The 14,796-nt window shown below is 40.2% G+C and carries 15 protein-coding genes and 1 pseudogene; 2 read left to right on the top strand and 14 right to left on the bottom strand.

What is annotated here, in order from left to right; translation table 11 throughout:
• Positions 1 to 323, bottom strand: a 323-nt coding sequence (locus G9U52_RS39625) for a hypothetical protein (RefSeq protein ID WP_207953474.1), incomplete at its 3' end; no start/stop codon positions are given.
• Between the two features lie 283 nt (positions 324 to 606).
• Here G9U52_RS39625 and G9U52_RS38295 point away from each other — a divergent pair.
• Both G9U52_RS38295 and G9U52_RS38290 read left to right on the top strand, forming a co-directional pair.
• Positions 607 to 966, top strand: coding sequence for a VOC family protein (locus G9U52_RS38295; RefSeq protein WP_166158573.1), 360 nt, complete (start codon positions 607 to 609; stop codon positions 964 to 966).
• A gap of 224 nt (positions 967 to 1,190) precedes the next feature.
• Positions 1,191 to 2,771 carry a serine hydrolase domain-containing protein gene (locus G9U52_RS38290; protein WP_166158570.1) on the top strand — a complete coding sequence of 527 codons (1,581 nt, stop codon included), beginning with the start codon at positions 1,191 to 1,193 and terminating at the stop codon, positions 2,769 to 2,771.
• An 847-nt stretch (positions 2,772 to 3,618) separates the two neighbouring features.
• Here the strand turns inward: G9U52_RS38290 and G9U52_RS38285 are convergent.
• The 13 genes and pseudogenes from G9U52_RS38285 to G9U52_RS38225 form a co-directional block, all read right to left on the bottom strand.
• On the bottom strand, positions 3,619 to 4,344 hold the full coding sequence (locus tag G9U52_RS38285; protein ID WP_166158566.1) for a hypothetical protein: 726 nt from the start codon (positions 4,342 to 4,344) through the stop codon (positions 3,619 to 3,621).
• A gap of 609 nt (positions 4,345 to 4,953) precedes the next feature.
• Positions 4,954 to 5,343: an RloB domain-containing protein gene (locus G9U52_RS42030; protein ID WP_166158563.1), complete on the bottom strand. Its 390-nt coding sequence runs from the start codon at positions 5,341 to 5,343 to the stop codon at positions 4,954 to 4,956.
• A gap of 34 nt (positions 5,344 to 5,377) precedes the next feature.
• Positions 5,378 to 6,939, bottom strand: a protein-coding gene (locus G9U52_RS38275; RefSeq protein ID WP_375790327.1) for an IS3 family transposase whose coding sequence is annotated in 2 segments (ribosomal slippage) — positions 5,378 to 6,474 and positions 6,474 to 6,939 — 1,563 coding nt in all. Because the reading frame shifts where the segments join, the coding sequence is not laid out codon by codon here.
• Positions 6,940 to 7,004: 65 nt separating this feature from the next.
• The gene (locus G9U52_RS38270; RefSeq protein ID WP_166158560.1) at positions 7,005 to 7,304 is read right to left on the bottom strand and encodes a hypothetical protein; all 300 of its coding nucleotides are present in this window, start codon (positions 7,302 to 7,304) and stop codon (positions 7,005 to 7,007) included.
• Positions 7,282 to 8,631: an AAA family ATPase gene (locus G9U52_RS38265; RefSeq protein WP_166158557.1), complete on the bottom strand. Its 1,350-nt coding sequence runs from the start codon at positions 8,629 to 8,631 to the stop codon at positions 7,282 to 7,284. The genes G9U52_RS38270 and G9U52_RS38265 overlap by 23 nt, the downstream gene beginning before the upstream one ends.
• A gap of 432 nt (positions 8,632 to 9,063) precedes the next feature.
• Positions 9,064 to 9,231: a hypothetical protein gene (locus tag G9U52_RS38260; RefSeq protein WP_166158554.1), complete on the bottom strand. Its 168-nt coding sequence runs from the start codon at positions 9,229 to 9,231 to the stop codon at positions 9,064 to 9,066.
• 474 nt (positions 9,232 to 9,705) lie between these two features.
• Complete coding sequence (locus G9U52_RS41525) at positions 9,706 to 10,020, bottom strand: S-layer homology domain-containing protein (protein WP_311764996.1); 315 nt, start codon at positions 10,018 to 10,020, stop codon at positions 9,706 to 9,708.
• 51 nt (positions 10,021 to 10,071) lie between these two features.
• Positions 10,072 to 10,317, bottom strand: a pseudogene (locus G9U52_RS38250) (YolD-like family protein); the annotation flags it as partial.
• Positions 10,318 to 10,350: 33 nt separating this feature from the next.
• Positions 10,351 to 10,833: a YhjD family protein gene (locus G9U52_RS38245; RefSeq protein WP_166158551.1), complete on the bottom strand. Its 483-nt coding sequence runs from the start codon at positions 10,831 to 10,833 to the stop codon at positions 10,351 to 10,353.
• On the bottom strand, positions 10,830 to 12,095 hold the full coding sequence (locus G9U52_RS38240) for a DNA polymerase IV (protein ID WP_166158548.1): 1,266 nt from the start codon (positions 12,093 to 12,095) through the stop codon (positions 10,830 to 10,832). Before G9U52_RS38240 ends, G9U52_RS38245 begins: the two co-directional genes overlap by 4 nt.
• Before the next feature lie 814 nt (positions 12,096 to 12,909).
• On the bottom strand, positions 12,910 to 13,386 hold the full coding sequence (locus G9U52_RS38235) for a hypothetical protein (protein WP_166158545.1): 477 nt from the start codon (positions 13,384 to 13,386) through the stop codon (positions 12,910 to 12,912).
• Positions 13,387 to 13,451: 65 nt separating this feature from the next.
• A complete protein-coding gene (locus G9U52_RS38230) occupies positions 13,452 to 14,180 on the bottom strand; it encodes a hypothetical protein (RefSeq protein ID WP_166158542.1) in 729 nt (242 codons plus the stop codon).
• Between the two features lie 94 nt (positions 14,181 to 14,274).
• Positions 14,275 to 14,481 (bottom strand): hypothetical protein, encoded by a 207-nt coding sequence (locus tag G9U52_RS38225; RefSeq protein ID WP_207953472.1) that lies wholly within the window; start codon positions 14,479 to 14,481, stop codon positions 14,275 to 14,277.
• Positions 14,482 to 14,796: the final 315 nt, after the last annotated feature.

Below are 14,796 nucleotides of genomic sequence, written 5' to 3'. Positions count from 1 at the left end.
GAATAACGGTGTCTAATGATGTCTAATGAGCGTACTTTCCAAGCAGCAACTGTTTTCCAAGGCGACGAAATCCTGCGAATGAGTGAGTATATGCGAGATAAACCCTTAAAACCGAGGGACGGGCAGACTAGTTTAATGACAAGGGAAAAGTGATAAGGAAAACTAGAATTACTAATCAACTTTAAAAAAGGGAAAAGAGCATTGACTTTTTTATGGAGAAAATGAATGTTTGAATATCTTGGAATAAAAATTTTGTTTGAAAATGGATACATTCGAACAAATGGACTGTATAAAATGATTGAAAAAGAATTCATGATATCCATTAAAAAAAGGTTTCAAGATGAGTATATAGAGCTATTTGATTCAATGAAAATGCATTAAAATATAATAACATTTTTTTGTGCCTCAAAGCTGGTCGATTACGAACGGGCACGATAGTTCAGGAGCCTGCTTCATCGCGGCTCCTTTGGTTGTTTGTTAAAGTAAACTGAGGGACGGGCAGTTATGTATAACAATTATACTCTTGCCTATTTGGATGAATATGGAATATAATACAGGAACGTCAGTTCCCTTTTGCTACGGAAATAATATGAGGTGATGATAATAATGTGGAAGAAAATTGAATGTGTAGCTGTATACACAGATAACATTGAAAAGTCAGTAGAGTTTTATCAATCATTAGGTTTGATGAAGGCTTGGGAAGCTTTTCAGGATGAAGAGAAAAAGTGGAAACTTATAGGTATGAGGTATCCCGAAGGAGATTCTCAGTTAGTTTTAAAGAACAACCCAAATCTTAACTTTGCTGAAACTGAGGTAGTCGTTGAAGATGTTCGGGGGACTTACGAATTATTGGTATCCAATCCAGAAGTGAAGTGGATTCGAGCTCCATTCCGTAATCCTAATGGAGGATACGTAGCTGTAATGCAGGCACCAGACGGAAATGTTTTTGTGTTAGTCGGCAAATAAACGAACGATAACGATAGTAAAATAACAGAAAGGCTGCCGCGTGGAGCCATTGGCTAAACTAACGGATACGATAGCGCAGGAGCTGCTTATAGGCTGCTCCTTCTTTGATTCCCATTGAAGTAACGGGCAGTTTTGTTGAAAGGATTGGAATAAGATAATAAGTTGGATCATTAAAACAAAATAATGCTATAGTTATCCTATAAAGGGAATTGAAGGGAGAATATATGATTTTAAAGGGTTTAACGAGTGTTAAAAAGCACTGGATTCCCATAGGTATTATTCTTGTTGCCTTGCTTTCATTCGTCTCTTACGCTTACTTGTTACCAGACAAAAAAACGGTGCCCGAAACGAGTTCGGTTCCTTGGGAAGGTGGTAAATGGAGAACCTCTACTCCCGAAGAGCAAGGTATTTATTCTGCTGAGTTGGCTGATGTCCTCAAGACTGTTCAGAGCGAGCATACCAATATTCACTCCTTGCTTATCGTGCGTAATGGTTTTCTTGTACTTAGCACCTATTTTGCTCCTTACCAAGAAGGTGATGGCGTATTTTACCCAGTCCATTCCGTGACGAAGAGTATTACTTCAGCATTAACGGGGATTGCCATCAATGAGGGTGCCCTCAAAGGCATAGATCAAAAAGTACTGAATTCCTTTCCGGAGGAAAGCAAAAACAATACGGATTTGAATAAAGCCGCTATTACAGTGAAAAATCTACTGACGATGCAGAGCGGACTAGATTGGCCGGAAACGCAAGTGCGTTACGGAAACAACAACATTGTCGACCAGATGATGGAGAGTCCTAATCAAGTTCAATTTATCCTTAATCAGCCTATGTCAAGTGCTCCGGGTACTGTCTATAATTATAATACGGGGGCTTCCCATCTGCTATCCGCTATGATTCAAAAAAAAATCGGGATAAATTTAAAAGAATATGCTATGGAAAAATTGTTTGGCCCTTTAGGTATTACAGATTTCTTCTGGGCGGCTGATAAGCAGGGGGTTAGCTATGGCGGGGCAGGCCTTCAGTTAACTCCGGAAGATATGGCAAAAATCGGCTATCTCTATGCCACTAATGGCTTAATAAATGGAAAACAGGTAATACCTGCTAAATGGGTATCAGAATCAACAACAATGAATAACACAAATGGTTTTAAATATGGATATCAATGGTGGGGTGGTCTAGATTATTTTTATGCAAGTGGTTCTTATGGCCAGGGAATTTTTGTATCGCCTGAGAAGAATCTTGTGGTTGTAATGACAAGCGATATTTCGGATACTGACCCCAAGATAGAGACAAACAAATTATTCTCTCGCATTAAAAGCGCCGCCGTATCCCAACAAGCCCTTCCAGTTAATTCGGAAGGTAACCAGCAAATGAAAGAACAAGTACGTCTGGCCAGTTCTTCCAAAATGCCTACTCCTCAGCTTCCGGCGATCGCTAACGAGATTAGTGGAAGGACTTATATGGTAAAGAAAAATAACGCAGGTCTCAATTTTAGTGCATTTACACTTAACTTTTCTAATAAGAGTGATGTAGCTGTATTTAAGAAAACTTTGGGAGCAGAAATCGTAGATATATCAGTCGGACTGGATAACGAATATCGAGAAACTGGAAATTATAAAGCGAAAGGATATTGGGATGGAGATGCATTCATTATAAATCAGCATTACGTCATTCCGGATTCTCATACGCCGTATGATTCTATGATTAAATTCCTGTTCGACGAAATGGAAGGAAAATTAGAAATTGAAGAGTTAAGTGGTATTAAATCCCAGAAAATTGTTGTTGATATTATCTCCAAGTGATTGGCTTACCGTATACAATCAAGATGATGTTAACTCAAAAGCAAAGCAAATTATTGGCCATGGTGTTTTTATAAAAGGGCATATCATTATTATGAATTTTGGTAATAATAAATGATGGAGGCGATAAATAATTTGAACACGCAAAAATAAATGGAGAATGGCCGATTCCTGTTTTATTCGATTCTAGTAATGCTAATCAAATTATGTTATTTGATTTTAATAATATGGAATTAGCCTCATCAATCGAAAATAAAGTAGAGTGGGATCCGCTGGTACTAATTGCATATCAAGAAGCAATTGAAAACCTAAAAGAACAATTATTTCGAAGTCGAAATTAAATAATTACCTTAAATAGCTTACCAAGCTGTCATGCATAATTTCTCACAAACGGCAAATTATTTACTTGATTCTCCATTTAGTTTAAAGATCCGCACATACCAATGAGGTCACTATTAATTCTACTCTAAGAAGTTTTCGAAAAATTATTGGGAACTCTAACCATATAAAATAAACTAAATGATAAACTAAAAATAAGGATGAACATGTTCATCCTTATTTTTATGTTTTTTGAAGAGACTTGTGGGGAATCATCATCCGACAGAAAAAAACCTTATATAGCAAGGGTTTGGCGAGTACATATGCACAAAAGGCGTATTTTGTACATATGTACTTCGCAGCTACGGAAAATCCAACACTACAAATGTCGGATGACATGACAAGAACATAACTACATAAATGACAAGAACCTGACTACATTCCCCACAGGTCTTTTATCTGAAAACATAAAAATAAGGATGAGCATAATGCTCATCCTTATTTTTATGTTTTATTTAATTTATAGGGTTAGTCATCGTACATACTGGTCAACGTAGGCTGCGAGTTTTTTGTTGGATGTTGACGGATTATCAATTACTTTCATTGCTACATGTAGTGGCATATATGAACTCATTCGCTTTGAGCGTTTCTTTCTGTTGTTTCTCTTTAACGGGCACATTAAATTTATACAGGTCAAATCAAGATTCTTATATTCTGGGTTTATATAAAATTCAACGGGTTGTTTTAATTCCATATCAACCGAATGTTTAAATGCCATTTCAGATATACTTTTCACAACCATTTCATCTACAGCATTCCAATTAGGTACCGTTTTTTGTTCAACACGTTTAGTAGCAATCTGTAGCCACTGTTTAAAATAGTTAATACAGATTTGAATAGTCAGTCTATTCATTATCCAATGCAGTAGCAATTCGTCAACTTCTTTTTTATTGATTTGACTAAATAATTCTCTCCTATAACTTTCAAGTATACTTTGAATTAAATTCGTGACAACCGCAAAATTACTTGAGCATTTAGAAATTATATCATTAGCTTTTGGGTCTTTAAAGAATCTTTCTGATCGAATTAATGTATGTCTCCAAAAGATGTATGCATATGCATAAGCACAAATCGGCGGGAACTCTTCTTCTCCCTCAGCTTTCCCTAGTTTCTGCAGTATCCGTATACAGTGTCGATGTTGTTTGAGCCTTTTTCTTAAAAAACGGTCGACTGTTAAAAACAGACCTGATAAAAACAACCATCATGAAAAGACACTGTTCTATAATACTCTGTCTTGGAATCCTTTTTAATCCCATTGAAATGCTTGTAAAGTATAAGTGGAACGGTTTGAAATAAATCAGTTGATGCATAGTTATGTAAGAATAACCATCGTTGGTGTTGATTCACCTCTCGATCCATAGATAACCATTTCAGTACAGCATGGTCCTTTATCTCCATAGGCGAATCCCAATTTTTTCAAAGTGATTCTGAAAAATCAGTAAATCTATGTCCGGGTGTACGTCCTGTCTGTCAGAATCATAATGTCTACCGGATCGTTGGGGTCTGGTCGAAGGAAATCAGATTTGCTTCTGGAATCTCGGATGGTTACTCTCCGATGGAGAATTGGTTCGAGTTTTTGCTTCATAAGATCAATTGCGGTTGCTTTCTCATACTTGCTCGATGGGTTGATAACAGCAATGAAGTTGACATCCGAATCAAGGCGTTCGGTACCAGCAAGGACAGATCCGTAAAATTTGAGCCGCAATCGTCCTGCATTCCTTAGGTTAAGGTTTTCGTAGATTCTGCAGATACCCCATGAAGCACGAAAGGCGACCCACTTAGGTCGCCTTCTTGAATAAGTATGATGTTATAGAAGTCCGCAATCCTGAAGGATCATAGCGACCGATTCATGGACTGTAAGTGAAGGGTTTTCTCGAATATATTTGAACCCTCTGTACTCGTGGGGTCGCACGCCGTTTTCTTCATGACGTTGCATAATTCTATTGGCTCTTCTTATTGCTTCTTTTACATCATTCAGCGTTAGCTTCCGAAGTATTCGCTTAAAGTTACCCTCTTGCTTATACGTTTTGAGTTCAGTGAAATCTTCATCGAAGGCGCTGTTAATATTACGAAGATAGAGGGATCTATGCTCGACATGGGCATTACAGTCTTCTTTATGCAAAACCATCCAGAGCTCGAAAGTCAGGTTGCTATACCCCAAATGGTACTTAATTTGCTTACCCTCGGTGTTTGTCAAGCTAGTTGTCGTAGCACACTGAAATATGTATAGGCTAAGAGGATCGTATATGTTCGGTTAAGGTCTTGCTAACTCGTTCAGGGTTCAGCCATACCTCATCTTCTAACGTCCAGTTTCGGATGTCTTTTGACCATCTCTCAGGATGCAACGATTTTGCTTGTCCGTAGACGAGGGTCCGTTGTCCGAGAATGTGATCAGTTAAGCCATCATGCCTTTGATTGGGCGTCAGAAAGTTAAGCCCACTGTGTCTGTGTTCTTGGTTATACCACCTTACGAAGGAGAGCACCCACGTCCTTGCATCGGTTAGATCCATGAATCCCTTGGATGGATAGTTTGGACGGTATTTACAAGTTCTAAAGATAGATTCTGCATAGGGGTTGTCATTACTTACTCTTGGACGGCTTCTTGAAGGTGTTATATCGAGCTGGTACAGGGTTTCTAACAGAGATGCACCTTTCATAGGGCTGCCATTGTCCGAATGTAGCACAAGGGGTTGAGGTGATGCTAGACGCTGTTCGGATAACACGCCTCGTCTGACGAGCAAGCTAGCATTTTCAGCGGATTCTTCAAGCCAAATATCCCAAGCGATTATTTTTCGGCTATATAAATCTAGGATGAGGTACAGATAAAAATAGATACCTTTAGCCGGTCCGGGAAGCCACGTAATATCCCACATCCAAACTTGGTTAGGACCTGTTGCACAATGCGCGGAGATCGGTTTGGAACTGGGTTTCTTGCTTCTTCCTCGATGATGGTGCATGTCTTTTTCTTTTAAGACTCTATAAAAAGTGGATTCTGATGCGATATAAACGCCTTGATCGGCAAGTCGTGGAACGATTTGACTAGGTGGGAGACTCTTGAACTCCGGTTGGTTGACTGTCCTTACAATCGTCTCCCTTTCATTCTCACTCAGCTTGTTTTTGGGAGCGGGTCGCTCAGCCAAGGGACGTTGGTCTTCAAGGGGGGTGAGGTCACTTCTCCAGCGTTGTAACGTCCGCTGGCTAATCCCCAGTTCTATGCAAGCTAGTTGTTCCCTTGCTCCACTAACGACTGCTTCTTTAATCAGTTGAATAGCTCTATTGCGATCTGGGACCCTGATCATTCGTCCTCGCTGTCCCCCCAAATCGCATGGGCCTTTTTTCTGAGTACAAGCAAAGCTGCTGTTTCGGCTAGGGCTGATTCCTTCCTACGCAGCTCTTGACTCAGTTGTTTGATTTCACGGTCTTTCTGGCGAATATTTTTCTGCATCTGACTGGCCTGCTGTGCAATACCGCCATTGGCCTGCATACAAGCATCACGCCATGCCTGTACTTGTTCCACATAAAGACCTTTACTGCGACAGTATTCCGCTAATTCGATTTCACTAAGCGTAGCCGTCTCGACCACAATGGAAAACTTATCCTGTGTACCCCAACGTTCTGCCTCAGGCTCACCACCTGGAACCGCTATCCCCTTAGCCCTTGCTTTCTTTTTCCATTGGTGTAAGGTAGCCTCCGATAATCCTGTTTCTCTGGCTATTGTATTCACGGATTCGTTCTGGGGCGGCATCATTCTTCTTAGGATTGTGTATTTAAATTCTTCGCTGTATCTTGCCATAGTACCACGCCTCTCTAGTGCCTCTTAACTAACTATACTTTTGCTAGAGGTCTATGACAACTATCCTAACCCAGGGGGCCCTTAAGGCTGTTAGCCAGTTTTAGCAGATCCAAGACCTCAAGGAACCCCTCAATATGGTCGTGACTTTCGTAATCGAACCAATGAGTGATTTCGGCTCTACCGATGATCGGAATACCCTTCGCAAATTTTAACGGGTTCTTCTCCACCCTGCTTCTTATCGATACCGTATACTTAGCCGCGGGATCAGCGTTGATTGCTTCTTGAAGCCAATCCAGATACCACTTCTCTGTTTCGCCCTCTACTGTGAATAAATATTGTCTATTACTCTTCCTGCTCGGTGGCATCTTGAATCTGTTCACCTCTGCTTTCCCATAGGTTTTCAAAAACAGAGGTAAAATCGATGTCTTTGATTGCCCCGTACTGGTTTATGAAGTAATTTTTCATATAGTCGCCACCATTACGAACTCCGTCTCTGCCTGAGGTGCCGAAATCTGACAGCGAATAATGGTTGCTGCAGAAAGTAGCATCATCACGCTCTACGAATTTGATCTCATCCCGTCTAAACAGGTTCGAGTTCAGGAATATCGGGTTATGGGTGTTAAAGATTAACTGAGCATTTTTCTTGTTCAGCTCATCGTTATGGAAGACATTCACAAGGGACATTAAGGCAATTGGATGAATGGATGCGTCAAATTCATCAACGATTAAGGTGCCACCTAACAATAGAGCATTCCTTACTATTGGAAACATGTTGACGAAACGGATTGTTCCAAAGGACTCGAAGTCTTCTGCATGAACAGGTCTGTTACCATCATCCCCACCAACTAGTGAAACCAGCTTAGGCTCTGAATCATCATCGTTCGCCAGATACCCCAAGGCGTTTGAATTGACCCCAAAGATGCGAGCTGCTTGATTAACGATATTACTGAGGTAAAGAGTAGACTTCTTGGAGTTCGAAGGTTTCACTTGCAGGGAGTCCGCTCGACAGAAAACCATGAATTTATCTTCGAACCAATCACTAATAATGCTTACCAATGACGAACTGAACATGTTTTTGAAGCCGTTCATTAGGAACAGCTCTTCCTTATTCATGTTTTTCTGCGCGAGTCTAATGGCAACTCGAGCATCATTTCTATCTAATCCCTCTATGAACTTCTTAATGAATTCGGTCGCAGTAGGAAACTCTATATCAGCATTATCTCTAGAGAAAATTACTTTTTCATCCACATAAAGGATTTCTGATATGACCTTGCGCTTATACTCATCATCCAGAAATCGTCCAAGATCTAAAGACAGTTTATATTCGATCAAAAAGCCATTGTCAATGAACTTAATACCGAAGTCTACTGGAACTCTATTCGTGTTATCCTTATTAGGGATGTACTCCAACTGAGTGGATGCAGGATTTGCCTGGGACTTGGTATCGACGTTCCGTATATGCCCTCTTAACACGATGTGCTTCAGAACGTCCATTGCACCAATAATGTTGGTTTTACCCGCAGCATTCGGTCCGTAAATAACTGCAGAGCTTAACCCCTTATAAACCTTGGTGCCGATCTTTTCATTAAGGATACTGTAGTCCAGTCCTTTTTGCTTAGGTGCCGGTGTCATTGAAAAAACTAACTCATCTTGAAAGGACTTGAAGTTTTTCGCCCTAAATTCTAGGAGCATACAATTACCTCCATTTTGCATTATTTTCACAAAATCATACTTATAATATATGCTTTATTATCACCAATAGTCAATAAGTTTATACGATTTTGCATAAAAAACGCAAAATAAATTTATTTCGGGCTAGATACCTCTGACTAACCGTTAATGGCCATTTGTTTCGCTCCCATGACCTCTCCTCGTGTCCAGCGACACTAAACTGGTACCTTCTAAAACTTTTGTCGGATGTCGAGAGACAAGAACCTTATCTCATAAATGACAAGAACTTTATCCCATTGCCCATGTGGCCCGTAAAAGAGCTCAAAAAAAACACATCGTATCGATGTGTTTTTTTTGAGTTCTTTTATTTAAGCACTGAAAATCCAGAATGTTCAAATTAAATTTATGCTTTTCCAGTTTTTACAAATAACTTCTTTATGTTTTTTTAATATCTTATGTAGCCAGTTTCTTTTTAGTTACAGCCATGAAGATTTCAGATTCAATGTAACCTGATCTTTTTATCGCTTCCCTCCATTGATCTAATGTTAACCATGCCTCCCCCTTACCATTTATTCCATATAGTTTTAATGCATTTTCTATGGTAAATGCAACATGTTCCATCGGCAGCTCTGTTTTTCCCGTAAGAAAAAGAACGATTCAAGGCATTGAAACGATGCATATGTTCCAAAAGCCGCACAATAAAAACCTCCAGGGCAAGTTTTGATTAGAAAGTTGATTTTGCGGACTTTTTCAGTCAGTGGTCTCGGCATGTGTCCTTGAGGTTTTTATTGCTGGTGCTTCCGATCAATATTTTTGTCGTGGAAATGGCAACAGCGTTTGGTCATCTTGCATTAAACAATCAAATTTGGTTTGTGGTTTGAATATCTAAATAGTAAAAAGCCGGCTGCTGACGCCCTGAATCCAATCAGGTAAATCAGTAGCCGACAGATGCATAAATTCGTTTCAAGTTGCAAACGATCATTTAAACAAGCTACAAATTGACTCCCTTCAATCCCTCTTCGGACATCCGACCGCCATATGCAACATTTTTGGGGCTTACCGACTCAATGCGCGCCAGGTCATCCGAAGTCAGTTTCACTTCTCCCACTTCATTGCCTTTGAGACCATCGCAGCCATTTCTGCCCGGCTTACCGTTTGTTGTGGCCGTAAGGTCCCATCCTCGTATCCATCGAGGACTCCCTTGGCTACGGCTGTCTGGATCGCCAGCCGCGCCCACTCCGGTACGCTTTCCTTGTCGCTGAAAGGCATAGCGCTCGATTCGTTGCTTATCTCGATTTGTTGGGTGCGCAGCAGCATGACGGCAAATTCCGTCCGGGTTATGTAGCCGTCCGGCACAAAGGTCTGGGCATCCACGCCCTCCACCATACCCAGCCCTGCCGCTTCGCAAATATCTGGTTGTGCCCTGCCGTATGCAGATATCTTTAGAAAAAAACCAAGGGATTAGGTTCCTGGGCTTTCTACTTTCCAAATACCCAAGAACGGCACTTTTGTGACATCTCCATACCTGCTGATATGAACTGTCCTAGTTCGGGCATCCATCTCCCTGATCCGCCCTCTTACTTGCTCTGTCTGCCCCCAGACAGTTAATAGTACTTCTTGATCCTCCTGTTTCGCTTCTACTAACTTTTCGCTTAACTCTTCTAGTTCAAATTCATCCCGTGTTGGTCTTTTAGCAACTGAATTCTTTCCAAATGGTTTTAGCTAGTTTTGCCATTTCAATCACTCCTTCATATTGTTTAATAAAGCTTTTACGTAGTTGCCCAGCATGACACTAATCTTAGCTTTAACTACATCCCTCATTATCGCGAATGGGTACTCATAACCCCGACATATAAACTTATAATTGAGATCCTCATCGGGACGGATGTCTTCGAAAACCTTTATTTTCCTAGCCTTGAGCTCATTTTTATTTTTTACCATTTCAGTATGAATACGATGCATCAGTATCTGAGTCGCGGCTATGTAATATCGTCTGAGCATATTAGTAGATACTTCGAATTCTTTCCCATTCTTCTCTACCATGGTCAGCATCATCGGCAGAAGGATTGAATTGAGAATCATCTCATGTTCCTCAGCGGTTGGCTTCTGCACCTGGACAACTTCCGGTGCTGGATCATGTCTTTTTATTAATGCCTCTTTATGCTGCGGTAACATCATTCTTGACGACTCCCAGCGACCGTTGCCTTCGAGTTTTTTGCTCATTTGTAGTGACCTCCGATCTTAAGAGCTCTATGCTGTGCTTGCCCCGCGGCACCGAAGGATGAAGCTCTGGCAATTGCTGCGCTGCCGAATCGATCCTTGATGTAGTCTGTCGCCTTTTCCAGTGCTCGCTGCCTTTCCTGGTCTTCGAACATTGTGATTTGATATTCTGCGTCCTCCACTAACCCGCTGATCGTCACGCCAGCTCTACGCACTGGCATGCCGTCCCAAAACTGATAAAACAGCTTACGGGCAGCCTCGTATACCGTGTTTGTGATATTGGTTGGATCTGGCATGGTCATCTGCCTTGAGAAGCCTGTAGGAGAATCGAACGGACTACACATACACCCCACGGTTACGGTAGAGCCCATATACCGCTTACGCCGCGCATCCCGGCATATTTCCTCAGTCAGTTCCAAGAGAATGGTGTCTATTTCTTCTTCTTTTGCATAGTCCCTTGGCAAGGTCATCATATGCCCGATGGACTTTGGCGCGACTCTGTGAGTACTTGGAGTGACCTTGGAAGAATCGATGCCATTGGCAGTCTGCCAGAGCAAAGTCGCGTGGATATCTGCATTTTTACCGAATCTCGTTCGCAACAAGCTTTTAACCTTATGTAAAGGTAGCTGTGCGAGCTCACCGATAGTGTGAATTCCTAACCGGGAGAAATGTTTCTTCATCCTGCTCCCGCAACCGAACATTTTCTCAATCGGTAACTCCCACAAATCTTTATGGATTGTCTCTTTGGGCATGATGTAAATGCCTTCAGCATTCTTTTTGGCGAAATTGTCGGTTGCCATCTTGGCCAACATCTTCGTTGATGAAATACCGACCCGTGTCCAGACGCCCGTGGCTAATAAAATCTGTGTCTGTATCTGCTTCGCCATTTCGGTGGGACTTCCAAACATACTGACGGAATCTGTAACGTCCAAAAACTGTTCATCGATTGAGAAGGGCTCAACAAGGTCTGTAAAGGACTCATAAATTTCCGTTATCCTGAGTGATACATCTATATACATCTGCATGCGCGGCTTAATTACAATGAGATCCGGACACTTACTGAGTGACTCACCCAGACGCTCAGCTGTAGTGACTCCATACGATTTAGCAATTGGACAGGCTGCAAGAATTATGCCACTTCGCATCTCAGGGGACCCGGCCACTACAACCGGTCTATCCTTGTATTCTGGATGGGCTGCTTTCTCTACTGAAGCATAAAAACTTTGACAATCGACTAGCATGATGACTGATTGCTTATTCTTCATCGGACCAGCTCCTTTAATGGTTGTATTATATTTCCAGAATTTGCAAAGCATTACGCACAGGTAATGTTATTTTTCAAAATTTCAATGATTTTCCATATACACTTTTTGAGATTGTTTCCCGAAACAACTTCCCTTAATTTACACGAACATTCATTCTTATTATACCCAATATACAGAACAAACGTTCTAATTTCTATAGGTATTTATTAGGATATTATTTATACGGAGAGGTATAGGAATAAAATCATTATAAATAAGGGATTAGGGAGCGATTTGTGAGTGCTGCTGCACGTACCGCTGCTTTCTTAACGCTGATCGATGCCCGTCCCGCATCCGGAAGAAACTGATGCAGAAAATAAAGCATTAGAGTCTGCTGAGCGATCTATTAGTCAATGCAAACGGTAGCCTACCTGCGACAAGTTTTAGACTGGGGATTAGTCAATGCAAACGGTAGCCTACCTGCGACAAGTTTTAGACTGGGGACTAAAAATAGTCATGAATTGTTCTGATATAAAAATAAAGTATTAGACTGCTTGAGCCGGCGGCATGCGCCGTTGAGTCTCTTAGTCAAAAACTTCATTATGTCCGAACATGAGATCTCCTTAATTACTTACTTTATTGTTTATATTAACTAAAAGGCAGCCCAAACTTGGTTAAAGTTTTGGACTGCCTTTTGTTTAGGTATTTTCAGATTTTATGGCGATACAATGGTGTTCAATGCTAGTGAAGTAATCTGCACCTATCCAACTCTTTTTCGCTCCGTTGTACCATTGAACACGAATGTCCCCATTCATTTTGTCAAATTGATTGCGTTTCACTGAAAGGTAATGCTATTTTGAGAAGGATCATAATTGACCTTGTAACCGCCTAACTCATAAACAAACCGCAAGGGAAAATACCCTTTTTGCAGTTCCGTCTTTATTGTATCGGTCAGTCCTTGTGCCGCTCCTTCGAGATCAATATAATTGCGATTGCCTGTCGAAATCGTGACCTCATTGTGACTACCATTGTTAATTACTACTTTTGATGTATTTATTTCTTCTCTATAAGACCATTTATCAACAAGCGGTAATGCATTGTCTGCTAAAATGTAGAGAGAATCTCCAACCATTTTGCACCGGATTGAAACGCCTGTAATGTAATCATTATTATACAGAGTTACTGTATGATTTTCGTTGACGCCTGATAAAACAATCTTCGTTTCCTGGTGGTCGGCCGCGATTGCCAAACCAGCAAAGGAGACCGAAAGAAACAGCAGAGCCATTAGCAAAGAAATTGATTTCACTTTCATTAGTAAATCCCCCTAATTTTTTTAGTATTATTCTTATCGCCAAGCTTCAAAGAAAAAGTTATTGTCTACTTTTGGAGCAACTCTGTTTCTATCAGGACTTGCGCACTGTATTCGGTCCTATATATGCCCACTTGTTGTCCTAATTGATATTTACTGGAATTATCGTTATGGATAACCTCCGCATTATTTTTGAAATGTATTGTGTACTCTAATATCATTACGGGCTCTTTAAAATCAATATCTATAATAACTGAATAATTATCACTCGTTTTAATTTTGGTTCGTGTGTCAGCAGCTGATTTCACTTCTATATACTGTATCGGTAGATTTAGTTTCATGGTAGATAATTGTGTAGTGGGATCAATAATCTCCTCAGACTTGAATTGATCAAAATTCAGATTTATCTGATTAGTTAAATTGTGTGTCGGTATCACCAATGACCCTGAAAAATTTACATCACCAAATACCTCTTTTGGGATAAAAGTAATATTTTCTTGAATATTTGTTTTTCTTAAATCCCGTTTTGCTTTCAATTCTTCTGAGTAGACACTTTCCAAAACAGTGGGAAGGATTAGTTTATGGCCAAAACCTTCTCTGTCATATACACGTTGATATACTGAATTATTTACTGAACGATGAGCAGCTGCTCGATAAACTGCATCATACACTGAAGTATTTACAATGCCCGAGTTGTCAGCTCCGGCAACACTATTATTAAAAAATAGGGATAGTAGAAAGGTGAAACAAACAGCTTTAGTAATCAAATCCTTCATATTTTTTTTAATACCGCTCATTATTGAGATCCTCCTGATTTTCCGCTAACTCCACTTCCAACCCTACCCAATCCTAAATTTTATCAGGAGTATTCGGATTTTATGGTGGAATTGATTACATGAAGGTATTTGTTTGATAATCTTCTCTTCCTACTCTCATTTTTAAAAGCGATTTTATATGAGCAATTCTATATTTTCTTCCAGAAATCTTAGCAAAATTATTCGCTGATTGCAGAGCAATCGCGTTAGCCAATTCATCTGAATCTGCTTCAATAATAGCTATATCTGAAGAACAGTATTCCGTTCTTTTCCAAAATAGCATCCTCTTTATTTCGTATATCTCCATAACTAAGACGTACATACTAAAACACCTCGCATTTACATGTGATAATATCCATTTTCTTGAAATAATGATTATGTGGATGTTAACAATCCACCACATAATCCGAAGAGCCAAATTTTATTGCTATAACTAAATAAATAATGTTAAAAGAAAATTTTTTTTCAACAGAATGAATTTCATAAAGATTAATACTTGGAGCCGTACTGACAGAATAATGAAGTCGGGTTTAAAAAATTAAGAGACTTTCTTGGCAGAGCGTTTCAGGATCTGGTTCCATCGATCCACGGTTAGTTT

Source organism: Paenibacillus agricola, assembly GCF_011440305.1.
GTDB classification, from domain to species: Bacteria; Bacillota; Bacilli; order Paenibacillales; family NBRC-103111; genus Paenibacillus_S; species Paenibacillus_S agricola.
Note: the sequence above shows the minus strand (reverse complement) of the source record. Positions and strands in the feature narration are given on the sequence as shown.